This window comes from Novosphingobium sp. BL-52-GroH (genome assembly GCF_044813085.1).
Classification (GTDB): Bacteria; Pseudomonadota; Alphaproteobacteria; order Sphingomonadales; family Sphingomonadaceae; genus Novosphingobium.
In genome coordinates this window covers 2,192,220-2,216,254 of sequence record NZ_CP171152.1, presented here as the reverse complement: position 1 = coordinate 2,216,254, position 24,035 = coordinate 2,192,220, and the positions used below count along the sequence as shown (strand labels likewise).

Sequence of the window (24,035 nt, the reverse complement as noted above, 5' to 3'; positions counted from 1 at the left end):
CGGGACGACGTATGCCGCATATGTTACGCGATCGAAGGCATCTGCTGGCTGGAGCAGTGGAACGAGCCGCCGCCGGCCAGCACGGCGTCGGCCATGACGCCGCATGTATCGCGATCGGGGAACAGCGCGGCGATGGCGGCGACGCCCTCCTCGTCGTGCGCGCTGCCGTAGATCGGCACCACCACCAGCTTGGAGGTGACCGCGAAGTTCATGTAGCTCGCCGGCTCGATCCGGCCGCCTTCGCTCTCCACCCGTCCCGGCGAGGGAACTTGCGCCACTGTCACGCCCATAGCCTCGGCACGGGCCTTGGCATCCGCGTAGATCGCGGCGTTGGGATCATCCGCGCCGGTGGCACGCGGCAGCGCCAACACGTTGGGAGCGACGAAACGGGCGAGGTTATCGACGTGGCCGTCGGTGTGGTCGTTGATGAGGCCTTCGCCCAGCCATAGCACCCGGTCGTAGCCGAGGTCGCGCTGCAGGCGCATCTCCAGCTCGGCTTGCGTGAGGTGCGGGTTGCGGTTGGGGTTGAGCAGGCACTGGCCGGTGGTCGCGACCAGTCCGGTGCCGTCGCCGTCGAGCGCGCCACCTTCCAGAATCCAGTCGGCCAGCTCGACCTCGAGCCCGGCGTCGCGCGCCAGTTCCTCGCCGATTTCCTGGTCGCCGTCCATCAGGTACTTGCCGCCCCAGCCGTTGAAACCGAAGCGCATCGCCTTGCGATGGCCATGCGCATCCATCACCACCAGCGGCCCGGTGTCGCGCAACCACACGTCGCCGTAGCGACGGGTTTCGAGCGTGACCTTGTCCGAGACGAGTTCGAGCGCGCGGGCCCGGTTCGCCTCGTCGCGCACGATCAGGCGCACTTCCTGGCCGCTGTCGGCGACGGCGCTGGCGAAAGCGGCCATCTGCTCCTGCGCCCGCTCGAGGAATCCCGGCCACTCTTCGGCGTCATGCGGGAAGCCGATCCAGATCCAGTCCTGCGGGTGCCATTCGGGAGGGAGCGAGAACGTCACTTGGGTTTGCATCCTTTGCTGGCCGACGCGCAGGCCTTGTCGCGAATTGCGCGGAATTCGTCGGTGGGGCGCCAGTTGGGCCACATCGTCCCGTCCGCCAGCTCGCGGCCGAGGTCGTAGTAGAGCGCGGCATCCTGGGCGATGCCCGACCAGTCCCAAGCATCCGAATATTCGTCGGCCGGGGCATGGTAGCGGTTGTCGGTATAGTCCTGGGCCGCCTTCTCGCCCGCGGCGACGCCGCCCGTGACGAGGTCGTTGCTGCGCTCGATGTTGAACATCGGCACGCCGCGCTTGGCGAGGCTGAAGTGGTCCGAGCGATAGTAGCCGCCGCGCTCCGGGTGATCCTCGGGCACGTCGCCCAGGCCCCTGGCGGCCAGCGCCTTGTGGTAGAGATCACCCAGCTCGGACTTGTCACCGCCGGTCATGGTGTAGGACTTCGAGGGGCCAACCGGCAGCAGCGCATCCATGTTCACCCCGCCGACGGTATGGTCGAGCGGGTAGATCGGATTGGCGCCGTAGTATTCCGAACCGAGCAGGCCCGATTCCTCCAGCGTCAGTGCCACGAAGACCTGGCTGCGCGCGGCGGGCCCGGTCTCGGCGTTCATCTTGGCGAGCGCGGTGAGCAGTGCGACGCCGTCGGCATTGTCGACCGCGCCGTTGCAGATGTCGTCGCCGGTCTTGTCGGGCGTGCAGCGGCCCAGGTGGTCCCAATGGGCAGAGTAGAGCACGACCTCGTCCGGCCGGGTCTTCCCCGGGAGAATGCCGACGACGTTGTTCGAGGCAGCGCGACGGATCGTGTTGTCGAACCCGAAGCTGACCTTGAGGCCCAGCGGCACCGCCTTGAAGCCCTTCTTCTGCGCGGCGGCGGTGAGACCTGCGAGGTCCTTCCCGGCGGCTTTCAGGATCGCCTCGGCGACGGGCTTCTGCACCCAGCCGTTGGCGACCGTCTGGTCCATGCCGTCATTGGCCTTCTGGACGTAGTACTGCGCGCCGGTCCAGCTGGAGTTGACGACCTTCCAGCCGTAGGCGGCGGGGAAGGTATCGTGGACGATCAGCGCAGCGGTGGCACCCTGGCGCGCCGCTTCCTCGAACTTGTAGGTCCAGCGGCCGTAGTAGGTCATGCGCCGGCCCTTGAAGAGGCCGCTTTCGCCTTCGTCCGCATAGTCGGGGTCGTTGACGAGGATGACCGCGGTCTTGCCCTTCATGTCGAGCCCGGCGTAGTCGTTCCAGCCCAGTTCGGGCGCGTTGATGCCGTAGCCGACGAAGACCAGCTCGCTGTCCCTGACCTCGCTCTTGGGCGCCACCCGGTAGCTGGCTGCGACGTATTCGTCGCCAAACCTGAAGGACAGTTTCGAGCCGGAAATCGTCAGCGGAGTATAGTGATCGCCGGTGATCTCGACCGTCGGCACCGGCTGCAGCCACTGTCCCTTGTTGCCCGGTTGCAGGCCTGCCGCCTTGAACTGCTCGACAATGTAGTCGAGCACCTTGGGCTCGATCGCCGTGCTCGGCGCGCGACCTTCCAGATCGTCGGCGGAGAGGCGCTTGGTGATCGCCTGCATCAGCGGCACCGGCACGTCGGGCGTGGCGCCTGCGTTCGGCGGGGGCGGCAGAGCGGTGCCTTTGGGCAGGGCGTCGTCCTGGCCGGAAACGGCGGTGCAGACACCAAGCGCCATGGCGGCGGCGAGCGACAGGATAGGTTTCATGGGGGGACCTCGCGCTGGAACGCGGGCACAGGTGCCAGAGCCGGGCGGCTGGCACAACCTCTTCGGCCCTACCAACGACCTTGCCTCGGTGCACCGGCGCGGGCAGGACAGCGCCATGAGTGCCGACTGGACCAGTGCCATCGCCCGCGCCCGGGCCCACGCGCCCTACCTCGCGGGCCTGCTCGACCGCCAGCCGGCGCTGGCAGAACTGCTCGCCGCCGGCGACGGCGCGGGGGCCCTCGCCTTCGCGCGCGCTGCGGGAAAGACCGCCGGCGACACGCCTTCCGCCCTGCGCCGCGAGAAGCACGCGCTGGCCCTGGCCATTGCCATTGGCGACCTTGCCGGCGCGTTCCCGCTGCTCGACGTCACCGCCGCGCTCTCCGCCTTCGCCGATCGCGCACTCGATGCCGCCATCGTCGAGGGCATTCGCCGCCGGGCGCCCGATTTCGACCCGGCACAGGCGTCCACCGGGTTCCTCGCCCTCGCGCTCGGCAAGCACGGCGCCGGGGAACTCAACTACAGTTCCGACATCGACCCGATCCTGCTGTTCGACCCCGTCCTGCTCCCTCGCCGAGAGCGCGACGAACCCGGCGAGGCGGCGCAGCGCGTCGCCCGCACCGTGGTCGAAACCCTCTCGCGCGTCGACCACGAGGGCTACGTCTTCCGCGTCGACCTGCGCCTGCGTCCGGCGTCCGAAGTCAGCCCGCTGGCAATCTCGGTCGATGCGGCGCTGACCCATTACGAATCCTCTGCCCTCACCTGGGAGCGCGCCGCCTTCATCCGCGCCCGCGCCTGCGCCGGCGACATCGCGGCGGGCGAGGCCTTCCTCGCCGCGATCCGACCCTTCGTGTGGCGCCGCAGCCTCGACTTCGGCGCCATCGCCGAGATCGGCCGCCTCACCGCGCAGATCAGGGCCAGCACGTACACCAGAACCGGCGGCAACAAAGTCGTCGGCCCCGGCTTCGACCTCAAGAAGGGGCGCGGCGGCATCCGCGAGGTGGAGTTCTATGCCCAGACCCACCAGTTGATCCACGGCGGCCGCCACCCCGGCCTGCGCCTGCGCGGCACCCGTGCCACGCTCGACGCCCTCGCCGCCGCCGGCCTCGTCCCGGCCGAGGAAGCGCAATTGCTGGGCGAAAGCTACGACCGCCTGCGCACCGTCGAGCACCGCCTGCAGATGATCCAGGACCAGCAGACCCACAGCCTGCCCAGGACCGACGAGGCGATCGAGGCTGTCGCCCGGCTCGACGGGCTTCCGGGAGGCCAAGCGCTGCTCGACGAACTGACCGCGATCACGGAGGCGGTCGGCGCCCGCTACGACGCGCTCATCATGGCCAATGCCACGCGTGGCGGGGTCCAGGTCGCAGTGCCCGACCAGACCTCGCTCACCGAGGAACTCGAAGCGCTGGGCTTCGCCGATCCCGCCGCGCTGTCCGAACGGATCGGTGGCTGGCTGGGCGGCAAGGTTCGGGCGCTGCGTTCCGACGCCGCGCGCAATGCCTTCGGAGCGATCCGCCGCGACCTCCTCGCCGCCTTCGCCGCCGCCCCCGATCCCGAGCGCGCCCTGGCCCGATGGGAGGAACTGCTGGGCAATCTGCCGAGCGCGATCAACTTGTTCAACCTGCTCGAAGCGCGCCCCGCGCTGATCGAGCAACTGGCGCGCATCCTCGGCCTCGCCCCGCCGCTGGCCGATGCGCTGGCGCGGCGCGCGGACCTGCTCGACCCGCTGATCGACGCCACCGCCTTCGCCCTGCCCGGCACCGTCGAGGAACTGGTCGCACAGCTATTCCACTTCGAGCCTGGCGACGACTACGAACGCAAGCTCGACGCTGTGCGCCGCAAGGTCGGCGAGATGCGCTTCAAGCTGGGCGTCCAGTTGATCGAGGGCGTCAACGATCCGATCGACATCGGCCATGCCCTCGCCCGTACGGCGGAGGCCGCGCTGGTCGTGCTGACCGATGCGGCGGTGGAGGAGTTCCGCGCCTCCCACGGCAAGGTCCCCGACAGCGAGATGCTGGTTCTGGGGCTCGGCCGCATGGGCGGCGGGGTGCTGACCCACGCCTCCGACCTCGACCTGATCTATCTGTTCAGCGGTGATTTCCGTACCGAATCGGACGGGCGCCGGCCCTTGGGCGCGACGCATTACTACAACCGCCTGTCGCAGCGGGCGATCTCTGCGCTGTCGGTGGCGACGGCACAGGGCGCCCTGTTCGAAGTCGACACCCGCCTGCGCCCCTCGGGCGAGCAGGGCCCGCCCGCCGCCAGCCTCGAGAGCTTCGAACGCTACCAGCGCGAACAGGCCTGGACCTGGGAACACATGGCGCTGTGCCGGGCGCGTCCGCTCTACGGCTCGACCAAGGGGCGCGCTGCATTGGCCACGATCGTGCACGCCGTGCTGACCGAACCGCGCGAAGTCGAGAAACTGCGCGCCGACGTGCTCGAGATGCGCACCAAGATGGCCCAGCACAAGCCCGCCAAGGGCCCGCTCGACGTCAAGCTGGCGCGCGGCGGACTGGTCGATCTCGAGTTCATCGTCCACTTCGTGCAACTGCGCGAGCGGGGTCCCGGTCTCGACCCGGACCTCGGCGAGGCGGTGCGCGCGCTCGTCATCGCCGGGCTGGTGCCCGAGCCGCTGGTCGCGGCGCACGATGCGCTCACCCGCCTGCTCGTCGCCGGGCGCCTGCTTGCTCCCGATGCGCAAGTGCCGGGCGCCGCCGCCTGCATGGCGCTCGTGCGCGCATGTGGCTATGAGGACTGGGAAACGCTCGAACGAGGGCTGGCCGAGGCACGCGCGCATGTCGCCGCCGCCTGGCACGAGGCCTTCGGCGAAACACTGGAGACAGACTCATGACGACCACTCGCCCCCACGTCGGCGACGCCTTCCCCGACATCGCCCTGGAAACGCCCGAGGGCGGCAGCGTCAAGGTATCCGACTTCGCGGGCCGCAAGCTGGTCGTGTTCTTCTATCCCAAGGACGCGACGCCCGGCTGCACCACCGAGAACATCGACTTCTCCGCCCTAGCCCCCGAGTTCGAGGCCGCCGGCACCTCGCTGCTGGGCGTGAGCAAGGATTCGGCGAAAAAGCACCAGAACTTCATCGCCAAGCACAATCTCACGGCCCCGCTCGCCACCGACGCCGAGGAAAACGGCCTGTCCGACGCGCTCGGCATCTGGACCGAGAAGGTGAACTACGGCCGCACCTACATGGGCATGGTGCGCACGACCTACCTGATCGGCGCGGACGGCAAGATCGCTCAGGTATGGGACAAGGTGAAGGTCAAGGACCACGCGGCCAAGGTGCTGGAAGCGGCGCAGGCATTGTAGGCGCGAGGGGATCGCAGGTCTCCACGTAACCATTCGCGCAGCGCCTTCCCGCCGCCCGGCCCGGGAAGGTCCCGCTTCTTCGGCCTCACCATCTGCTCGAACGAGAAACGCATGCCCCACCCCTCCCTCGCCACCGCCATCCACGCCGCGCTGTGCACGCGCGATCCGCGGGCCAAGGCGATGGCCGCGCGCAAGGTCGCGCGCGACTGGCGGTTGGGCCGGCTCGCTTTCGTGTTCGACGCAAACATGCCCGACACCCCCGGCCGCCCCGACGCGCCCGAACTGCTGATGCCCGGCAAGATGCCCAAGCGCGGCAAAGCCGGCACCGAACGCGGCCGAATCGCCCTGTGGCACGCGCTGGCGCATATCGAGTTCGTGGCCATCGACCTCGCACTCGACATGGCGGGGCGATTCGGGGGCGAAATGGGCCCCGCCTTCGTCACCGATTTCCTGCACGTCGCGGCGGACGAGGCGATGCACTTCGCGCTGCTAGACCGGCACTTGCGCACGCTGGGCAGCCACTACGGCGCCTTGCCCGCCCACGACGGCCTGTGGGGCGCCGCCAGCGAAACGCGCCATGACGTCGGCGCCCGCCTGGCAGTGGTGCCGATGGTGCTCGAAGCGCGCGGCCTCGACGTCACTCCTACCGCGATCCTGCGGGTGCGCGCCGCGGGCGACGAACGCGGCGCGCGCATCCTCGAACGAATCCTCGACGACGAGATTCGCCACGTCCGTTTCGGCGCAAGTCATTTCGCCGACGTCGCCGAACGGTTGGCCGAGGACCCCGGAGACCTCTGGAAATCCTTGGTTTTGCGTTACTTTGGCGGGAGGCTGCGCGCACCGTTCAACGACTCGGCGCGCCTTGCTGCCGGTTTGTCGCGGGAACTGTATACCGGGCTTGCCGAGGCGGAACCTAACGGCATAAGTCATTTCTCGTGAGACGGCGGGGGGTTCCGACCATCTCCAAAACCTAGGTGCTGCGACTTCCGCAGGAAGTTCGCAGTGCTCAAAATAACGTCGCGTCTCTTGGCGAAGGCCGGGCGGACAGCGGCGGAAAGCAAGGTATTGCGAGTGGTCGTAACGAATTTCTTCGCCAAGTTCCGCGCAGTGACTGGTCTTCTCGTCGCTGCCGGCCTCACCGTCGCCGCCCATCCGGCGATGGCGAACAGCGCCGCTGCTTCCGCCGACATTTCCGCTCCGCTGCGCGCGGCACAGAGCGCCAACCAGTCGGTCACGGGTGGCGAGGACGAACAGTTCCGCCAGCTCTTCAGCTCGTGGCAGAACTTCGAGGAAACCGGCCTCGCCGCCGCCAAGCCCAAGCCCGCCGTCACCGGCAGCTTCGCCTCGGTCGCCATTCCCTCGCGCAACCCCCTCGCCCAGGAGCGCATGACCAGCACCTTCGGCATGCGCGAACACCCCATTCTCGGCGGCCGCCGCGCCCACAAGGGTGTCGATCTCGCCGCCCCCACCGGCACCCCGGTCTACGCCACCGCCGACGGCACCGTCAGCCGCGCCTCGTGGTTCAGCGGCTATGGCCTCTACATCGCGCTGGAACACGGCGGCGACATGCAGACCCGCTACGGCCACATGTCGCGCCTCAACGTTGCCGAGGGTCAGCGCGTCCACAAGGGCGACGTGATCGGTTTCGTCGGCAGCACCGGCAACTCGACCGGCCCGCACCTCCACTACGAAGTGCGCGTGGCCGGCGATGCGGTGAACCCCATTCCCTACATGCAGACCGGCATCGCCGCTGCGGACGGCAACGCCAAGGGCGGCTGATCGTCCTACACCAGTTGAGAGGAGGAAGAGGCGGTCCCCAGGGCCGCCTTTTCTTTTTGGCGATTCGTGGCCGGCCAAAAATGGGCGGCCCGTCACGAGGCAGGGCCGCCCGAAGTCGGGGAGAAGCGGTTCGCACCTGGGGTCCGCCATGCGGCGGGGGGAGGTGCGGGACCGGCAAGGCAAATCCTGCCACCCGGGCTGGCCGGCGACATTGATCGGGGTCAAAACGGCGGTTTTTTGGAGCCGGCGGCGGCGGGGGAATCAACTTTACATTGAATCGTCATCGCAACCCCGGCGAAGACCGGAAGGAAGCGACCCACGAAACGTCATCCTGCTTTGCGGCTTCGCATCGCCCTTCAGGTCGAAGGAATGACGACGGGGGTTTCGCTCAAGCGAGATCACGGGCTCGCGACACGCCCTTTCGCGCCCTCAAACCCGCCGCTACCCCTTGCCGACCGCCGCCTTGATGAGGCCGATCTGCTTGCGATAGAGGCTGGTCATCGCCGCATAGTCCGACTGCACCTGGCCAAGCGCGAGGAGCTGGTCTTCCAGCGTCACGTTGTTGCCGTCGGGCTTGGTCTCGCTGGTCTGCGTGTCGAGCACGACGCGCCCGCCGCCTTGCGGAGCGTGGGCACCTAGCGCCGCCATGCCGTTCGACAGCTCGACCCGCGGCCGCGCCACCTGCGGGGTGCCGCCGGCGCTATCGACCAGCGCGGAGAAGTCCGGCGCCTCGACCGTGCGCGCCTTGTAGCCGGCGGTCTCGGAGTTGGCGATGTTCTCGGAGATGATGCGCTGGTGCTCGGCCATAGCCTTCATCGCGCGGCCCATGCCGTCGAAGATCGGGGGAAGCGAGGAAGTCATGGGCGTTCCTTATGAACCGGTCAGCCGCGACAGCGCGGCCTGGTAATTGGCGAGCTGTGCCTTCTGGTAGGCGCTGCCGCCGCCGGTGGAGATGGTCCCGTCGGTCAGCGCCGCCTTGCTCGAATCCCAGTAGAGCGAGCGGTAGGCCGACTGCGTCATCGACACCGCCGACTTGATCTTGGCCAGCGCGGTGGCGGCGGTCTTGGCGTCGAGCAGGGTCAGGCCGTCGCTCAGGCCCAGGTTGTAGCGCCCGCCCGGCGTCACTTTCGCGGCGTCCTTGTCGGCCACCTTGGGCGGCACCAGCCGCACCGGGTCGAGGCCCAGCTTGGCCAGCGCGTCGCGTCCGTCCGCCCCGGCGACCAGTTCGAGCGTGTGGCCCGACTTCACTTCGATCTTGAGGCTGGCCGCACCGTCGGTGAAAGGCGTGGTGATCGTCGCATCGATGCCGGTGATCTTGCGAATTTTTTGGGCTAGCGAGATCATCGTCTCGCCGTCCTCGATGGTGACGGTGCGCGCGGTCTCCCCGTCGACGGCGATCTTGAAGGTGTCCCCCACCCGCAGCGCCGTTTCGTCCACCAGGTCGCCGGAGGTCTGCTGGTTGAGCAGCCCGCGTTGCAGGCCCAGCGCCCCCAGCGCGGTCGCCCCGCCGGCGACGGCGGTGAGCCGCACCGGCTCCACCGAGGACGACAGGCGCCCCCATTGCGACACCGTCTGCACCGAGCCGCTGGCCGGATCGATGCGCGCCACGAAGCCATCGACCTTGCCACGCTTCTCGCCGCTGAGCGTCCCCGCCGTGCGCCCGCCGACGTAGAGCGCGCCGTTGAGATAGGCGACGCTGTCCGCCTGATCGCTTTCGGCAGTGCCGATGTAGCTGGTGGAGGCCAGCGTCAGGTCGGCGTCGACCAGCGAGACGAACGCGTCCATGCCGCCGCTCGTGGCATTGACCTGCGGACCGTTCAGCGCCGCACTGGTCGCGCCGATCACTGCGATCTGGCCGTTGTCCGAAACCGCGATGGCGCGCGCCGAGGCGGTGCCCAGCGCCACCGAGCCGAGATCCTGGGTCAAGGCCCCCGCGCCGATCCGGCGCAGCGCGGCGACGCCGCTTTCGTTGGTGAGCGCCAGCAGGTTGCCGTCGTTGTCGATGGCGAGCGCCGAGATCGAATCCGACCCACCGCTGTCGATCGTGCGCCGCTCGGCCAGCTTGCCCGAAGCGTCGAGCCGGACGATCACCGCATCGCCGCCGCTGGTGGATGCGCGACCCGCGACGTAGATCGAACCGTCGGTGCCCACCGTCACGGCGCTGGCGGTCTCGTCGCCGACCTGGCGGATCGCGGTGCTCGACAACTCCTCGCCCTTGGCGCTGAAGCGGGTGACGACGAGGTCTGTCTGGTTGTCGTCGCTGCCGTTGAAGGCGCCACTAACGGTCCCGGCAACGACGATCTCGCCGTTGGGCGCGATGGCGACCGCTGCGCCTTTCGCGCTACCCGCTGCGCCCAGGCTGCGCTGCCACACGACCTGGCCTTCGCTGTCGACCTTGGTGAGGAACAGGTCGTCCGCCCCGTCGCTCAATTGCCCACCGAGGTCGCCGTCGGTGGTGCCGACGATGTAGCTGTAGCCTTGCGCGTCGGTGACGATACCGTTGGCGGCGCTGTCGGCGAAGACGGTGGGGTCGCTTGGCGTCTCGTCATCGTCGCTCTTGACCGCGGCAGCCTTGGCGCGGGCCGTGGCGGCGGTGTCGACACCGTTGATCCGGTTGAGCTTCTCCCAGGTGAGCGAGCCCTCTAGGTCCTCGATGCGATAGACGTCGGCCGAAGTGGGCGCAGACGGGCCGGTCACGCCACTGGCGACCATCAGCGCGTCACCGGCGTCGACCTGGTCGATCGAGACTTTCTCGATTCCCGAGGGATTGAAGACAAGGCCCCATTTGCCGTCGTTCTTCTCGACCGTGAAGTTCGATTTCCACTGCGAGGTCGGATTGCCGTCGGCGTCGACCACCGGGTTGCCCTGCGCATCGAGGGCAGGGCGCGCGGCGATCGCAGCATTGATCGCGGCCGCCACCGAATCGAGCGTGGGGGGCTGGCTCGTCTGGGCCAGATCGACGTCGACCACTTCGCTCATCGAGCCTTTCGTCAGCGTCACCTGCAGGATTTCGCTGCCGGAAAGGCCCTCGATCGGTGCCGCGCGAGTCTTGGAAACGCCTGCGCCGGCCATCGCGTCGCTCGAATAGCGCGAGGTCACGCCCAGGGTACGGGTGCTGCTGCTGGTGCTGCCGAAAGCCAGGGTCAGGAGGTCTGTGTCGGCTGTGCCGAGCCAGGATTGCAGGTCGCTCAGACCTTTGGCGAAGGTCTTCTGCAAGGAGGCGCGCTCGGTATCGCCTATCGTCTTGGAGGTTGCGGCCTCGGCAATAATCCGAAGGTTTTCCAGTGCTTTGTAGGCAGTGAAGGCGGTCTCGACGTCGGGCAGGTCGTCGAGCGAGCTGTCGGTGTTCGCCTCGATGATGGTGGCAAGGCGCTTGATCGCGGCAACTTGCGCGCTGGTGCTGCCGGTTTCCTCCGAAGTGGACCAAGGCGGCGTGGTGGCAGGCATCGTGAAGGCCTTCTTCGCAGCGATCACGGCGGGGCTCTCGGTCGCGGCGGCGCTGGACAAATAGGAGGAGTAGGCTGTGGTTCCGCCCAGGACCGACAGGCCTATCAACCCGTTGTTCAGACTTATCGTCAATTGTGCCTCCTGGCCCGGTTGCGCGGGGGTTCCTCCTATAAATAGAAGGAACTCTCCGGGATCGGATGAAATCGGACAATTTTCGAAGGGTCTCGCAGGTGAACATGATGACCGCGGTGGGCGAACCACCGGAGCTCAAGAAGTACTCGGGGCTGCAGCGGGCGGCCGCGCTGCTGCTGGCACTGGGTCAGGAGCACGGCATCCCGATCTGGCAGCAGCTTGGCGACGACGAGATCAAGGAGCTTTCGGGCAGCATCTCGACGCTCGGCCGGGTGCCCGCGGTGGTAGTGGAATACCTGCTCGCGCAATTCTCCAGCGAGGTCTCCTCGATTACTACGCTGCACGGCTCCTACGAGACGACCGAACGGCTGCTCGAAGGGGTGCTGGCGCCCGAACGCGTCAAGGACATCATGGACGACATTCGCGGCCCCTCCGGGCGGACGATGTGGGACAAGCTGTCGAACGTGAGCGAGGGCGTGCTGGCCGGCTACCTCAAGAGCGAGCACCCCCAGACCGTGGCGGTGATCCTCCAGAAGCTCAAGCCCGACCATGCCGCCCGCGTCCTGGCCTCGCTGCCGCGCGATTTCGGCACCGAAGTGGTGATGCGCATGCTCAAGACCGAGACGGTGCAGAAGGACGTGATCGTCCAGGTCGAGCAGACGCTCAAGAGCGAGTTCATGACCAACCTGTCGCGCAGCGCCCGCCGCGACCCGCACGAGACCATGGCCGAGCTGTTCAACGCGCTGGACCGCTCGACCGAGGAAGCCATGCTCGGCGCGCTCGACGAGCGCGCGCCCGAGGCGGCCGAGCGCATTCGCGGCCTCATGTTCACCTTCGAGGACCTGGGCAACCTGCTGCCGAGCGCCATCCAGGTCATCGTGCGCAACTGCAACAAGCGCGAACTCGCGCTGGCGCTCAAGGGCGCGCCGGAGGGCATGAAGCAGCTCTTCTTCGGTGCCATGACCGAGCGCGCCGCCAAGCTCATGCGCGACGACATGACCTCGATGGGCCCGGTCCGCGCACGCGAATGCGAGGCGGCGCAGGGCAACCTGGTGACGCTGGCGAAGGACCTGGGCGAACGCGGCGAAATCATGCTCGCCGACCCCAAAAGCGACGACGCGATGATCTATTGAAGGCAGCGTTCGAGATGGACCATTCCGAACAACCGCTGCGCCCCCCTTGTTCCGTTCGGGTCGAGCGCAGTCGAGACACGCGGGCGCCGTGCGAGATGTCTCGACTGCGCTCGACACGAACGGAAGGGCAGTTCGGGATGATTGGGGGTGGCCATGGATAATTCCGCGACGATACAACCTTTCGGCTTCGACCGCGTATTCCACCTGGTCGACGCCCCTTTGGCCGACCTCGCTCCGGAAGGCGGCCTCGTGCTGCCGGCCGAGGACGTGGCCAAGGACCTGAGCGAGAAGCTGGCCGAACTGGAAGCGCGGATCGAGCGCCTCCACGCCGACCACCGCGCCGAACTCGCCCGTGCGCGCGCCGACGGCTTCGAGGCCGGCGTCACCCAGGCGCGCACCGAGCGTGCCGAGGCCCTGCTCGCGGCGACCGACGCCCTCCATGCCGGTCTCGACGACATCGAGGCCCGCTTCGACGCGGTCGGCCAAGGCATGGTGGCGGATGCCGGCACCGTCGCCCTCCACGCGGCCGAACTGCTGGCCGGGCATGCCGTCGATTCCGCGCCGGCCCGGGCCATCGACGAGGCGCTGGGCCGTGCCCTCGACCAGGTGGCGCAAGGCACCGCCCTCGTCGTGCGCGCCAACCCGGCCCTGCGCGGGGAGATTGCCAGGATGGTCGAGGCTCGCACGGCGAAGGCCGGCCGCGTGCTGGCGATCACGGTGGTCGAGGATGCAGGCATTGCCGAAGGCGATGCGCGGATCGAATGGAAGGCCGGTGGCCTCAATGTCGATGCGGGAGAACGCCGCGCGGCGGTGATGGCGGAACTGGCCGGAGTCCTCTCCTCGTCCGCACGCGAGAACCAGTAACCCGCCCTCTTGTCTGGCCCGTGTTCCTGTGGCAGCACGGAGGTCACGGGATCAGGCGACCTCCCGTCCAGGCGTTCCCCGCCCAAGCGTTGCGCATATGGCGGCGCCTGGCGTCGCGGGGGAACGCATGACCACACCACCATTCCGGGAAATGACGCAGGTTTTCGGGCGCATCGGCCTACTGAGCTTCGGCGGCCCCGCGGGGCAGATCGCTCTCATGCACAAGGAACTGGTCGACGACCGGCACTGGATCGGCGAGGAGCGCTTTCTGCAGGCGCTGAACTTCTGCCACCTGCTCCCCGGCCCCGAAGCGCAGCAACTGGCGACCTATATCGGATGGCGGCTGCATGGCGTGCGCGGTGGCCTCGTCGGCGGGGGGCTGTTCGTGCTGCCGGGCGCGCTGGTGATGCTGGGCCTGTCGATCCTCTATGTCCACGCCGCGCAACTGGGATGGTTCGCAGCGCTGTTCGTGGGAATCAAGGCCGCGGTGCTGGCGCTGGTCGCCCAGGCGCTGCTGCGTATCGGCGCACGGGCACTCAACAGCCCGTTCAAGTACCTGCTGACCGGCCTTTCGTTCATCGCCCTGTTCTTCTTCGACCTGCCGTTTCCGCTGGTGGTGCTGGGCGCCGGCGCCATCGGCATCGTCGTCGCGGCACTGGCGCCGCACTGGCTGCGGCTCAAGCCCCCGGTATCGGGCGAGGCGGGCGCGACCGGGACCAGGCTCCTGGGCCTGACCTTGCGGACGGTGGCGGCGTGGCTGGCCGTCTGGGCCCTGCCGCTGGCGGTGGTGGCGCTGTGCCTGGGCCCCGACCACGTCCTGTTCGAGATCGGCGCCTTCTTCTCCAAGCTCGGGGTCGTCACCTTCGGCGGCGCCTATGCCGTCCTTGCCTACATGGCGCAGGAGGCGGTGCAGTCGCATCACTGGCTGAACGCGGGCGAAATGGCGGACGGCCTGGGCCTTGCCGAAACGACGCCGGGCCCGCTGGTCATGGTGACGCAGTTCGTCGGGTTCCTCGGTGCCTATCGCGCGCCGGCGCCGTTCTCGCCGATGGTCGCAGGCGTGCTGGGAGCAGCGATCACGACATGGACGACGTTCGCGCCCAGCTTCCTGGGCATCTTCGCATTCGCGCCGTGGATCGAGCGGCTCGAACATGCCCGCAGGCTCCAGGGCGGGCTGGCTGCGCTGACCGCCGCCGTCGTGGGAGTGATCGCCAACCTTGCGATCTGGTTCGCCCTGCATGTGCTGTTCGCCCGGGTCGAGGCGGTCCGGCACGGACCCGTCACCTTGCAGGTACCCGACTGGCGCAGCCTCGACCCGCTGGCGCTGGGGCTGGCCGTACTCGCCTTCGTGCTGCTGTTTCGAACCCGCGTCGGCGTGCTCGGAACGCTATGCCTGTGCGGCGGCGCGGCGGTCGTGGTGCGCGCCCTGCTGCCGCTGGCCTGACGGGGCCCTTTTCCGACACATTTTTCCAGCCCCCGGCAAGTCTTGCCTAGTCTCATCCTATAATACCCCTGGCGACGCCCGGGAGCGACGCCGTTGACCTAGAGGCCGGGCTTGGACGCGTTGCGCAATTTCATCGGGCAGATCGGCACGCGCCGGGCGATGGCCATGGGCGCGGTCGCGCTCGCGCTGTTGCTTGCGCTGGGGTGGATGGCCCTGCGCACGCCGCAAAGCGCGATGGGCTACCTCTATACCGACCTCGAGCCGGGCGCTGCCGCGACGATCACCGAAAAGCTCAAGGGCCAGGGCGTGCCGTTCCAGCTCTCGGCGGACGGCTCGGCGATCATGGCGCCGGTCGACAAGCTGCCCGAACTGCGCATGGCGATGGCTTCCGAGCAACTCGGCGGCAAGATCGGCTACGACGTGCTCGACGAGGAGGAGCCCTTCGGCATTTCCTCTTCGCGCGCCAAGCTGAACGAGACGCGCGCGATCGAAGGCGAACTGGTCCGCTCGATCGAGAGCCTCGACCGGGTCAGCCGCGCGCGCGTCCACGTCGTCATGCCCGAGCGCGCGATGTTCGAGACCGAACCGCGCAAGGCCACCGCTTCCGTTACCGTGAAGACCAACGGCCGCCTGCCCGCAGAAGCGGTGCAGGCGATCCGCTACCTCGTGGCCTCCGCCGTGCCCGACCTGTCGCCCGAAGCAGTCTCGGTTGTCGACCAGACCGGCGCGCTGCTGGCCCGGGCGGGCGATGGCGGGCAAGGCGGGGCGAGCGACCTCGAGGACCGCCAGAACGCCGTCGAGGCACGGCTGCGCGACCAGATCGAGACGATGGTGGAGCCAATCGTCGGGCACGGCAAAGTCCGCGCCGAAGTCTCCGCCCTGCTCGAACGCGACCAGGTGCGCGAGGAATCCGAGACTTTCGACCCCGACGCGCAGGTCATCCAGCGCCAGGTCACGGTCGAATCCAACAACCAGAGCAACGAGAACGCCCCTGGCGCGCAAGGCACCAGCGTGGCGACGCAGTTGCCCGACAACGAGACGGCCCCGGCCGGTGCGGGCGGCGACACTCGCCGCTCGGCGCAGAACGAGACGTCCGAGGACGTCACCTACCAGAACAGCCGCACCCAGAAGGTCGCCACCCGCACCCCCGGCCAGGTCAAGCGGCTGACGGTGGCGGTGATGGTCGATGGTGGCGAGAAGGGCCTGCCCGCGCCGCAGATCGAACGGCTGCAGCGCCTCGTCGAGAACGCGGTCGGCTACGATGCCCAGCGCGGCGACAGCGTGGTGGTGGAGAACATGCCCTTCGCCGCGCCCGGCGACCTCGACGGGATGGACGGCGGGCTGCCCTTCGGGCTGACCGTGGACCGCATCCTCGACGTGCTGAAGATCCTGCTGGTCGGCGGAATCGTCCTGTTCGCCATCCGCATGCTGCGCCGCCCCAACGCCCCCGCGCTGCTGCCGCCTCCGGGCGATCCGGCGATCGACGAAGACCGCCGTGACCAGGTCGGCAGCGCGGTTTCCTATGCCCAGCTCGAATCCGCCGACGAACTTGCCGGCGAGGCAGGCGGCCTGCTCGACCAGGAAGTCGCGCTGGCCCACGTCGACGGGCGGGTGAAGCTCTCCGCACTGCGGCGCATCGGCGAGACGATCTCGGCCAATCCGGCCGAATCCGCCTCCGTAATCCGCCAGTGGATGAACACGTGAAAGGTATCCGATGAGCGACGAGACCGAGCCACGGCAGCTCGCCCCCGCGCACCTGCCGGTGGAAGCGGCAATGAGCGACGGCGGCGGCGAGACCGCCCCTCCGCTGCCACCGCGCCCTTCCAAGCCGCCCACGCCCGACGACCTGCAGGCCGTGTTCGACGTGCCGGTGAAGGTCCAGGCGGTGCTCGGCCGCTCGCGCATGGATATCGGCGACCTGCTGCGCCTCAAGCCCGGCATGGTGGTGGAACTGGACCGCCGGGTCGGCGAGCCAGTCGACATCTTCGTCAACAACCGCCTCATCGCGCGCGGCGAAGTGGTGCTGATCGACAGCACGCTGGGGATCACGCTCACCGAAATCGTCCGCAAGGAAGGATGATGGGGCAAAGCGATTCAGGGCGCGACTTCGGCGGCGTGTTCGACGGTGCCTTCGAGAGCGACGGACAGGGGAGCGCGGCGGTGGTGACGGCCGCGGTTTCAAGGCTGGTCGGACAGGCCATCGCCGATGTCGAGCGCGAACTGATCCTCCAGACCTTGCGCCACTGCCGCGGAAACCGCAGCGCGGCGGCGGTGATGCTGGGCATTTCCGTGCGCACCATGCGCAACAAGCTGCGCTCGTTCCTGGCCGACGGAATGGCGGTGCCGCCCTCGCTCGGCGGCGCGGCCATGCACCACGCGCGGGTCGGAGCCTAGACCGTGTACGACCACGCTTCGACACGAACGGGAGCGGAGGGCACTGTTCTTCTGCCTCGCTCGCGCGGCGCCCACTAGCCCATGGCCTCCACCCCCAGCCCCTCCGCCAGGGACCTGATCTCCGGCCACCTCGCGCCGATGCTCGTCCGGCTCGGCCCGGGGCGCGACCTCGCGCTGGCGCTGGGCGTGGGGGGCATCATCGCGATGCTCATCCTGCCGATGCCGGGCTGGCTGCTCGACATGGGACTGGCGCTGTCGATCACCGCCTCGGTGCTGATCCTGATGACGGCGCTGTTCATCGAAAAGCCGCTCCAGCTATCCAGCTTCCCGACGATCCTTCTGATCGTGACGATGCTGCGGCTCGGCCTCAACCTTGCCTCGACGCGGCTGATCCTGGGGCACGGGCACGAAGGGCACACGGCAGCGGGCGGCGTGATCGCGGCCTTCGGCGAGTTCCTGATGGGCGGCGAGACGGTCATCGGCCTGACCATCTTCGCGATCCTGGTGGTCATCAACTTCGTGGTCATCACCAAGGGCGCGGGGCGCATCGCCGAAGTCGCGGCGCGCTTTAGCCTGGATGCCATGCCCGGCAAGCAGATGGCGATCGACGCCGACCTCAACGCCGGCACCATCACCGAAGTCCAGGCCCGAGAGCGCCGCGCCGAGATCGAGGCCGAAAGCGGCTTCTACGGCGCCATGGACGGCGCCTCCAAGTTCGTGAAGGGCGATGCCGTCGCGGCGCTGCTCATCACCGCGATCAACATCGTCGTCGGCCTGATCGTGGGCGTGGCGATCCATGGGGTGCCGTTCGGGCAGGCGTTCACCACCTACACCATCCTCACCGTGGGCGACGGCCTCGTCAGCCAGATCCCGGCACTGATCGTCTCGACGGCGGCGGGCCTGCTGGTCTCGAAGGGCGGCGTCGTCGGCAAGACCGGCGCGGCGCTGGGCGACCAGTTGGGCCGATATCCCAAGGCCTTCGGCATCGCCGGCGCGCTGATGGGCATTCTCGCGCTCGTACCCGGCCTGCCGTTCCTGCCTTTCGCCACGTTCGGCGCCGCCTGCGGATGGCTGGCCTGGACGATGACCAGGAAGGCCGAAGGACAGGCCGCCGCCGCGCGCGTCGAAAAGGCCGCCGAACAGGCCCGCCAGAACGCCGCGCAGGCCGAGGAACCGATCGCCCGCACCCTGGCCATCGACGCGCTGCGCATCGAGCTGGGATACGGCCTGCTCCCGCTCATCAACGACGCCAGCGCCGAGCCGCGCCTCGACGACCAGGTCCGCGCGCTGCGCCGGCAGATGGCGATCGACTACGGCTTCGTCCTGCCCGCCGTCCGCATCCTCGACAACATGGCGTTGCAGGCCAACGAATACGTCGTCTTCGTCAAGGAGACGGAGATCGCGCGCGGCGAGCTTCGCATCGGCAAACTGCTGGTCATCAACGCCGGCGGCGGCGACACCGGCCTGCGCGGCGAAGCGGCCCTGGAGCCGGTGTTCAAGCTGCCGGCCCTGTGGATCGAGCGCGAGATGCGGCAAGAGGCGGGCTTCCGGGGCCTTACCGTGGTCGATTGCGGCACCGTGGTCACCACCCACCTGACCGAGATCGTCAAGGACAACATCGCCGATCTTCTCTCCTACACCGAGACGCAGAAGCTGCTGGACGAGGTGCACAAGGAGTCCGCCAAGCTGATCGCGGACATCGTGCCCTCGCGCATCTCGATCTCGGGCGTGCAGCGGGTCTTGCAGAATCTGCTTGGCGAGGGCGTGTCCATCCGCGACATGCCCACCATACTCGAAGGCATCGCGGAGGCCTGCGCCGTGACCGCCAACCTGACGCAAGTGACCGAACATGTCCGCGCCCGTCTGGCCCGGCAGATCTCGGCCCAACACGCCTTCGAGGGGACGATCCCGATCGTCGCGCTGGGTCTCGCCTGGGACGAGGCCTTCGCCGAGGCGATCATCGGCCAGGGTGACGACCGGCACCTGGCGATGGCGCCCTCGCAGTTGCAGGCCTTCATCGCCGCCGTGCGCGAGACTTACGACCGCCTGGCCGCGCAGGGCGAGATTCCATGCCTCCTGACCAGTCCGGCGCTGCGCCCCTTCGTGCGCTCGATCATCGAGCGGGTGCGCCCGGCGACGGTGGTGCTCTCGCAGAACGAAATCCACCCCCGCGCCCGCCTGCGCAGCCTCGGCGCGATCGGCTGATGGCGCGGCGGGGTCCCCCGTCGCGCAGCATTGGGAATGCCCACCGCCGACGCAGTCGCTGGTGGGGGGCGCTACCTCACCCCCGCGCGCGCGCCTGACGGTAAGTGCCCAGCGGGCGCACGTACTTGCAGTGGAACGCCAGTTCCTGCAGCGCCGCATCGACGCGCGGGTCGCCAGGAGCGCCCTCGATGTCGGCATAGAAGGTCGTCGCGGCGAAACTGGCGCCGATCTGGTAGCTCTCCAGCTTGGTCATGTTGACGCCATTGGTCGCAAAGCCACCCAGCGCCTTGTAGAGCGCGGCGGCGATGTTCTTCACCTCGAAGATGAACGTCGTCATCGCCGGCTGGCCCTGGAGATCGAAGGGATCGAGCGGCTCGCGCGCCAGCACCACGAAGCGCGTGGTGTTGTCCGCCGCGTCCTCGACGTTCTGCTCGATCACGTCGAGGCCATAAAGCTCGGCGGCCAGCGCCGGCGCGATGGCGCAACTGGCAGGGTCGCCCGCCTCGCGCACGAGCGCGGCAGCGCCCGCGGTATCGGCATAGGCCATCGGCACGATCCCGCGTGCACGCAGGTAATGGCGCGACTGGCCGAGCGCCTGCGGATGGCTGTAGGCCGCCGCGAACGGTCCCGTGGCACCCGGCAGCGCCATCAGCGCGTGGTGGATCGACATGAAATGCTCGCCCACGATCGACAGCCCGCTCTCGGGCAGCAGGAAGTGAATGTCGGCCACGCGCCCGTGCTGCGAGTTCTCGATCGGGATGATCGCGCGGGTCGCCCGGCCTTCCTTGACCGCATCGAGCGCATCCTCGAACGAGAAGCACGGCAGCGGCAGGCAGGCCCCGTCGTATTCGAGCGCGGCGCGGTGGCCGTTGCAGCCGGGTGCGCCCTGCAAGGCCACGGCCCGGTAAGGGTTGGCAAGGGCGGCGGCTTCCATTTCGCCGACAAGGGCGATCGCGGGCTGGGGATAGGCGTTCATGACCTGCGCGCGATTAGGCGGCAATCGCGATATCCGCAATGGCTCTTGCGCTGGATCAAGGCGGCCATTAGAGCCCCAAGCCAACAGGATGAGCTTAATTAAGCCGCAGGGGCATGCACGAATGGACGATCGTTTCAATACTATCGCCGGTTGGACTCTATTCTCAGGCATCGTTGGCCTGGGTCTAAGCATCGCCAGCGGCATGTACTTCCAGGCCGACAAGCATCATGCGCCCGATGTTGCGGGCTATCCCGTGGAAGGCGTCGCGGAGAAGGGCGAGGGCGCGGCCGACGTTCCGATCGCCACGCTGCTCGCCAGCGCCGACGTGGCCAAGGGGCAGGCGACGTTCGCCAAGTGCACCTCGTGCCATACGATCAATTCGGGCGGCGCCAACGGCATCGGCCCGAACCTGCACGGTGTCGTCGGCGAGGCCATCGGCCAGGGCGTCGGCGGTTTCGCCTTCTCCGATGCGCTCAAGAGCAAGGGCGGCAACTGGTCGTTCGACGCGCTCAACGACTGGCTCAAGAGCCCCAAGGCCTATGCGCCGGGCACCAAGATGACCTTCGCCGGCCTCTCCAAGCCGGAAGACCGCGCCAACGTCATCGCCTACCTCAACACGCAGGGCTCCAACCTGCCGCTGCCCGCCGCCGGCGCGGCTCCTGCCGAGGCGGCTGCCAAGTAACGCATCGATTCCGGCACTGCCGGTGGAAAACGGTCCCCTAGCGCCGCCGAGTCGCTAGGGGGCCGTTTTCGTCTTTGGCGCGCGTGCGCATGACCGACCCGCGCCTAGCCGACCGGCGAGTCAACGAGACCGGCTTCGAAACCGCGCAGATGCTCGCGTCCCCACGGCCAGTCGCCAAGTCCGCTGGCAGCGTTGACGTGTCCGAGCGGCCCGGCGTCGACCAGCGAACTGCCCCACTGCTCGGCGCGAGAGCGCGCGTGTCCCATCGAGCCGTAGGGATCGTCGGCGCTGGCCACGACCAGGCTCGGAAAGCGCAGGGGCCGTTCCGGCGGATCCGCGAAGTCCCGCGCTTCGGCGGGAAAGGCGGGGCCGTGGGGATCGGGTATCGCGACGAGGAAAGCCCCCGCCACTCGCAGCCGCGAGCGAGCGCTCCAGTGCGCCACCAGCAGGCAGGCCAGACTGTGCGCGACGAGCAGCGGGGGCTCGGTCGCCCCCTCGACGGCGACGTCCAGCGCGGCGCACCAGGCATCGAGGCGCGGGTGGTCCCAGCTGTCGGGCGCGAAGCGCCGCATCTGCGGGTCTCCGCGCTCCCACAGCGATTGCCAGTGGTCGGGACCGGATCCGCCGATGCCCGGAAGGACTATGCGTTCCCTCACCTTACCCTCATGTTTCAGGCCTCGCCCGTGCAGCCCTTGAATCCCTTGGCGATCACGTACCATTCGGAGGAGTCCTTGCGGCTCGCCGGCGGCTTGGCGTGCTTGACGCTGGTGAAGTGCTTCTTGAGCAGCGCCAGCAGTTCGGTGTCGGTGCCTCCCGCAAGAACCTTGGCGACGAAAGTACCGCCCGGCGCCATCGACTGGATCGCAAAATCCACCGCCGTCTCGACCAGCCCCATGGTCCGCAGGTGATCGGTCTGCTTGTGGCCCACGGTGTTGGCCGCCATGTCCGAGAGTACGAGGTCGGGCGGCCCGTCGAGCGCGCCTTCGAGCGCCGCAGGGGCCTCGTCGGCCATGAAGTCCATCTCGAAGATGGTGACGCCCTCGATCGGGTCGGTGGGCAGCAGGTCGATGCCCACGACCTTGGCCTTGGGCGCCTTGAGCCGGAGCACCTGGCTCCAGCCGCCCGGCGCGATGCCGAGGTCGACCGCGCGGGTGACGCCCTTGAACAGGTCGAACTTCTCGTCCAGCTCGATCAGCTTGTAGGCCGCACGGCTGCGGTAGCCGTCCGCCTTGGCCTTCTTGACGTAAGGGTCGTTGATCTGGCGGGTCAGCCAGCGTGCGGAACTGGTCGTGCGCTTCTTGGCGGTGCGCAGGCGCTCGCCGGGATCTTTGCCGGAACGGCTCATCGTGCACCTACTGCATTGCGCACGGCATCGCGCACGCCGGGTGCGCGGGAATGGCCGTGGGCGGGACTATGGGAAGCTATGAGGCTGCGCAGGATACCCTCGCGAATGCCCCTGTCGGCAACGCCCAGGCGGCCGGCCGGCCACAAATCGAGAATCGCCTCGAGGATGGCGCAACCGGCCACCACGAGGTCGGCCCGCTCGCGCCCGATGCAGGCCACCTCGCGCCGCTCGTCGAGGGACATCGACGACAGGCGCGTGCTGATGTCGCGCATCGATTCGGCCGGCACGATCAGGCCGTCGACCATGCGCCGGTCGTACTGCGGCAATTCGAGATGCAGGCTTGCGAGCGTGGTGACGGTGCCGCTGGTACCGAGCAGGCGCAGCGGCCCGTCCTGGCTGGCGCTCTCGCGCGCCGCGCCGACGCGCTTGGAGAAGGCCGCGAAGCTTTCGGCCACGAGGCTGTGCATGTGGCGGTAGCGCTCCACGCGCTCCTCGTAGGTCGTGCCCTCGGGCCCGCAGCTTTCGGTCAGCGAGACGACGCCCCAGGGCACGCTCTGCCAGTCGAGGATGCGCGGCACGGTGCCCGTGCTCTCGATCAGCACCAGTTCGGTGGAGCCGCCGCCGATGTCGAAGATCATCGCCGGGCCGAAGCCATCCTCGAGCAGGACGTGGCACCCCAGCACCGCGAGGCGCGCTTCCTCGCGCGCGCTGATGATGTCGAGCTGGATGCCGGTTTCGTGGCGCACCCGCTCGATGAATTCGGGGCCGTTGACCGCTCGCCGGCACGCCTCGGTCGCCACCGATCGGGCGAGGTAGACGTTGCGGCGCATCAGCTTGTCGGCGCAGACCCGCAGCGCCGAAAGCGTACGTTCCATCGCCGCGTCGGACAGCCGGCCCGACTGCGCGATCCCCTCTCCCAGTCGCACCACGCGACTGAAGGCGTCGATCACGGTGAAATTCTCGCCCGAGGGACGCGCGATCAGCAGGCGGCAGTTGTTGGTGCCAAGGTCGATCGCCGCATAAGCCTGCCGCGGATGCGAAGGCGCCGACGGCACGGCCGGGGTGGCAGTAGGCGGGGTGGAAGCCGGCGCGATCTTTCCTGCCGGCGGGGCGATTTTCTCGACAGACCGCTGGTCAGCCTTCGGCGTGGCCGGGGCCCCGGGTTGCTGTTCTGCGCGCGGCGCTTCGCCTGCCTCGGCGCCTCGCGCGCCTTTCGGGCGCGCCTTCGCCTTGGCTGTGCCGGCGGTCTTGGGGCCGACTGGCGAACCCGCCTTGCCCCTGCGACCCTTTCGCCGCCGTCCCGGGCGGCCCGACACTTCGACTTTCGCTGCCGGCGGATCTTGCTCCGCCATGATATCAGATCTCGTTCAATAACATCCCGCCGGTTCGGCGGACACCTGACGCTGATGCTAACGCCCTGCGGGCAAAGGCACAAGGGCCGCACATTTTTACCATCACCAAGGTGCTTGACCCGAATCGCAACTGCCTCTAGTGGGGCGCCCTCCGGTGCCCCGTCGTCTAATGGTAAGACTACGGATTCTGATTCCGTCTATCGAGGTTCGAATCCTCGCGGGGCATCCAACTTCCTTCAAATCGA

The 24,035-nt window shown here is 68.5% G+C and carries 20 protein-coding genes and 1 tRNA gene; 13 read left to right on the top strand and 8 right to left on the bottom strand.

Annotated features, from left to right (window positions below; translation table 11 throughout):
* Positions 1–23 precede the first annotated feature (23 nt).
* Both ACFFDA_RS23345 and ACFFDA_RS23340 read right to left on the bottom strand, forming a co-directional pair.
* Complete coding sequence (locus ACFFDA_RS23345) at positions 24–1,022, bottom strand: agmatine deiminase family protein (protein WP_404479654.1); 999 nt, start codon at positions 1,020–1,022, stop codon at positions 24–26.
* Positions 1,007–2,713 (bottom strand): M28 family metallopeptidase, encoded by a 1,707-nt coding sequence (locus ACFFDA_RS23340; protein ID WP_404479653.1) that lies wholly within the window; start codon positions 2,711–2,713, stop codon positions 1,007–1,009. Before ACFFDA_RS23340 ends, ACFFDA_RS23345 begins: the two co-directional genes overlap by 16 nt.
* Before the next feature lie 115 nt (positions 2,714–2,828).
* Here ACFFDA_RS23340 and ACFFDA_RS23335 point away from each other — a divergent pair, with 115 nt between their 5' ends.
* The 4 genes from ACFFDA_RS23335 (at position 2,829) to ACFFDA_RS23320 (ending at position 7,816) form a co-directional block, all read left to right on the top strand.
* Positions 2,829–5,564, top strand: a complete 2,736-nt coding sequence (locus ACFFDA_RS23335) for a bifunctional [glutamine synthetase] adenylyltransferase/[glutamine synthetase]-adenylyl-L-tyrosine phosphorylase (RefSeq protein ID WP_404482855.1) — start codon at positions 2,829–2,831, stop codon at positions 5,562–5,564.
* Entirely contained in the window at positions 5,561–6,037 is a 477-nt protein-coding gene (locus ACFFDA_RS23330; RefSeq protein WP_404479652.1) for a peroxiredoxin, read from the top strand. The genes ACFFDA_RS23335 and ACFFDA_RS23330 overlap by 4 nt, the downstream gene beginning before the upstream one ends.
* A 111-nt stretch (positions 6,038–6,148) precedes the next feature.
* Complete coding sequence (locus ACFFDA_RS23325; protein ID WP_404479651.1) at positions 6,149–6,976, top strand: ferritin-like domain-containing protein; 828 nt, start codon at positions 6,149–6,151, stop codon at positions 6,974–6,976.
* 132 nt (positions 6,977–7,108) lie between these two features.
* A complete protein-coding gene (locus ACFFDA_RS23320) occupies positions 7,109–7,816 on the top strand; it encodes a M23 family metallopeptidase (protein ID WP_404479650.1) in 708 nt (235 codons plus the stop codon).
* A 441-nt stretch (positions 7,817–8,257) separates the two neighbouring features.
* Here ACFFDA_RS23320 and ACFFDA_RS23315 read toward each other — a convergent pair whose 3' ends face one another.
* Positions 8,258–8,677 (bottom strand): flagellar basal body protein, encoded by a 420-nt coding sequence (locus ACFFDA_RS23315; protein WP_404479649.1) that lies wholly within the window; start codon positions 8,675–8,677, stop codon positions 8,258–8,260.
* 9 nt (positions 8,678–8,686) lie between these two features.
* Positions 8,687–11,395, bottom strand: coding sequence for a hypothetical protein (locus ACFFDA_RS23310; RefSeq protein WP_404479648.1), 2,709 nt, complete (start codon positions 11,393–11,395; stop codon positions 8,687–8,689).
* 104 nt (positions 11,396–11,499) lie between these two features.
* On the opposite strand from ACFFDA_RS23310, the gene ACFFDA_RS23305 reads away from it, so the two are divergent.
* The 7 genes from ACFFDA_RS23305 to flhA all read left to right on the top strand — a co-directional run bounded on the left by ACFFDA_RS23305 (position 11,500) and on the right by flhA (position 19,435).
* Positions 11,500–12,528, top strand: a complete 1,029-nt coding sequence (locus ACFFDA_RS23305; protein WP_404482854.1) for a flagellar motor switch protein FliG — start codon at positions 11,500–11,502, stop codon at positions 12,526–12,528.
* 153 nt (positions 12,529–12,681) lie between these two features.
* Positions 12,682–13,392, top strand: a complete 711-nt coding sequence (locus tag ACFFDA_RS23300) for a flagellar biosynthesis protein (protein ID WP_404479647.1) — start codon at positions 12,682–12,684, stop codon at positions 13,390–13,392.
* Positions 13,393–13,519: 127 nt separating this feature from the next.
* A complete protein-coding gene (chrA, locus tag ACFFDA_RS23295) occupies positions 13,520–14,836 on the top strand; it encodes a chromate efflux transporter (protein ID WP_404479646.1) in 1,317 nt (438 codons plus the stop codon).
* A 159-nt stretch (positions 14,837–14,995) separates the two neighbouring features.
* Positions 14,996–16,540, top strand: a complete 1,545-nt coding sequence (fliF, locus tag ACFFDA_RS23290) for a flagellar basal-body MS-ring/collar protein FliF (RefSeq protein WP_404482852.1) — start codon at positions 14,996–14,998, stop codon at positions 16,538–16,540.
* 10 nt (positions 16,541–16,550) lie between these two features.
* Positions 16,551–16,916 (top strand): flagellar motor switch protein FliN, encoded by a 366-nt coding sequence (gene fliN, locus ACFFDA_RS23285; protein WP_404479645.1) that lies wholly within the window; start codon positions 16,551–16,553, stop codon positions 16,914–16,916.
* A complete protein-coding gene (locus ACFFDA_RS23280; RefSeq protein ID WP_404479644.1) occupies positions 16,913–17,230 on the top strand; it encodes a helix-turn-helix domain-containing protein in 318 nt (105 codons plus the stop codon). The genes fliN and ACFFDA_RS23280 overlap by 4 nt, the downstream gene beginning before the upstream one ends.
* 81 nt (positions 17,231–17,311) lie before the next feature.
* Positions 17,312–19,435, top strand: a complete 2,124-nt coding sequence (flhA, locus tag ACFFDA_RS23275; protein WP_404479643.1) for a flagellar biosynthesis protein FlhA — start codon at positions 17,312–17,314, stop codon at positions 19,433–19,435.
* Positions 19,436–19,511: 76 nt separating this feature from the next.
* Here flhA and ACFFDA_RS23270 read toward each other — a convergent pair whose 3' ends face one another.
* On the bottom strand, positions 19,512–20,411 hold the full coding sequence (locus ACFFDA_RS23270) for a prephenate dehydratase (protein WP_404482850.1): 900 nt from the start codon (positions 20,409–20,411) through the stop codon (positions 19,512–19,514).
* Positions 20,412–20,532: 121 nt separating this feature from the next.
* On the opposite strand from ACFFDA_RS23270, the gene ACFFDA_RS23265 reads away from it, so the two are divergent.
* Positions 20,533–21,093, top strand: coding sequence for a c-type cytochrome (locus ACFFDA_RS23265; RefSeq protein WP_404479642.1), 561 nt, complete (start codon positions 20,533–20,535; stop codon positions 21,091–21,093).
* 104 nt (positions 21,094–21,197) lie between these two features.
* Here ACFFDA_RS23265 and ACFFDA_RS23260 read toward each other — a convergent pair whose 3' ends face one another.
* From ACFFDA_RS23260 to ACFFDA_RS23250, 3 genes are read right to left on the bottom strand one after another with little or no spacing between them, the layout of a single operon-like run.
* On the bottom strand, positions 21,198–21,749 hold the full coding sequence (locus ACFFDA_RS23260; protein ID WP_404479641.1) for an RBBP9/YdeN family alpha/beta hydrolase: 552 nt from the start codon (positions 21,747–21,749) through the stop codon (positions 21,198–21,200).
* Positions 21,750–21,763: 14 nt separating this feature from the next.
* Positions 21,764–22,438 (bottom strand): RlmE family RNA methyltransferase, encoded by a 675-nt coding sequence (locus tag ACFFDA_RS23255; protein WP_404479640.1) that lies wholly within the window; start codon positions 22,436–22,438, stop codon positions 21,764–21,766.
* Complete coding sequence (locus tag ACFFDA_RS23250) at positions 22,435–23,790, bottom strand: Ppx/GppA family phosphatase (RefSeq protein ID WP_404479639.1); 1,356 nt, start codon at positions 23,788–23,790, stop codon at positions 22,435–22,437. Before ACFFDA_RS23250 ends, ACFFDA_RS23255 begins: the two co-directional genes overlap by 4 nt.
* Before the next feature lie 155 nt (positions 23,791–23,945).
* On the opposite strand from ACFFDA_RS23250, the gene ACFFDA_RS23245 reads away from it, so the two are divergent.
* Positions 23,946–24,019, top strand: a tRNA-Gln gene (locus ACFFDA_RS23245).
* Positions 24,020–24,035 lie beyond the last annotated feature (16 nt).

Coding starts and splice junctions, on each gene's coding strand:
- ACFFDA_RS23345 (WP_404479654.1), bottom strand. CDS start 1,022: ATGCAAACCCAAGTGACGTTCTCGCTCCCTCCCGAATGGCACCCGCAG.
- ACFFDA_RS23340 (WP_404479653.1), bottom strand. CDS start 2,713: ATGAAACCTATCCTGTCGCTCGCCGCCGCCATGGCGCTTGGTGTCTGC.
- ACFFDA_RS23335 (WP_404482855.1), top strand. CDS start 2,829: ATGAGTGCCGACTGGACCAGTGCCATCGCCCGCGCCCGGGCCCACGCG.
- ACFFDA_RS23330 (WP_404479652.1), top strand. CDS start 5,561: ATGACGACCACTCGCCCCCACGTCGGCGACGCCTTCCCCGACATCGCC.
- ACFFDA_RS23325 (WP_404479651.1), top strand. CDS start 6,149: ATGCCCCACCCCTCCCTCGCCACCGCCATCCACGCCGCGCTGTGCACG.
- ACFFDA_RS23315 (WP_404479649.1), bottom strand. CDS start 8,677: ATGACTTCCTCGCTTCCCCCGATCTTCGACGGCATGGGCCGCGCGATG.
- ACFFDA_RS23305 (WP_404482854.1), top strand. CDS start 11,500: ATGATGACCGCGGTGGGCGAACCACCGGAGCTCAAGAAGTACTCGGGG.
- ACFFDA_RS23300 (WP_404479647.1), top strand. CDS start 12,682: ATGGATAATTCCGCGACGATACAACCTTTCGGCTTCGACCGCGTATTC.
- chrA (WP_404479646.1), top strand. CDS start 13,520: ATGACCACACCACCATTCCGGGAAATGACGCAGGTTTTCGGGCGCATC.
- fliF (WP_404482852.1), top strand. CDS start 14,996: ATGGCCATGGGCGCGGTCGCGCTCGCGCTGTTGCTTGCGCTGGGGTGG.
- fliN (WP_404479645.1), top strand. CDS start 16,551: ATGAGCGACGAGACCGAGCCACGGCAGCTCGCCCCCGCGCACCTGCCG.
- ACFFDA_RS23280 (WP_404479644.1), top strand. CDS start 16,913: ATGATGGGGCAAAGCGATTCAGGGCGCGACTTCGGCGGCGTGTTCGAC.
- flhA (WP_404479643.1), top strand. CDS start 17,312: ATGGCCTCCACCCCCAGCCCCTCCGCCAGGGACCTGATCTCCGGCCAC.
- ACFFDA_RS23270 (WP_404482850.1), bottom strand. CDS start 20,411: ATGAACGCCTATCCCCAGCCCGCGATCGCCCTTGTCGGCGAAATGGAA.
- ACFFDA_RS23265 (WP_404479642.1), top strand. CDS start 20,533: ATGGACGATCGTTTCAATACTATCGCCGGTTGGACTCTATTCTCAGGC.
- ACFFDA_RS23255 (WP_404479640.1), bottom strand. CDS start 22,438: ATGAGCCGTTCCGGCAAAGATCCCGGCGAGCGCCTGCGCACCGCCAAG.
- ACFFDA_RS23250 (WP_404479639.1), bottom strand. CDS start 23,790: ATGGCGGAGCAAGATCCGCCGGCAGCGAAAGTCGAAGTGTCGGGCCGC.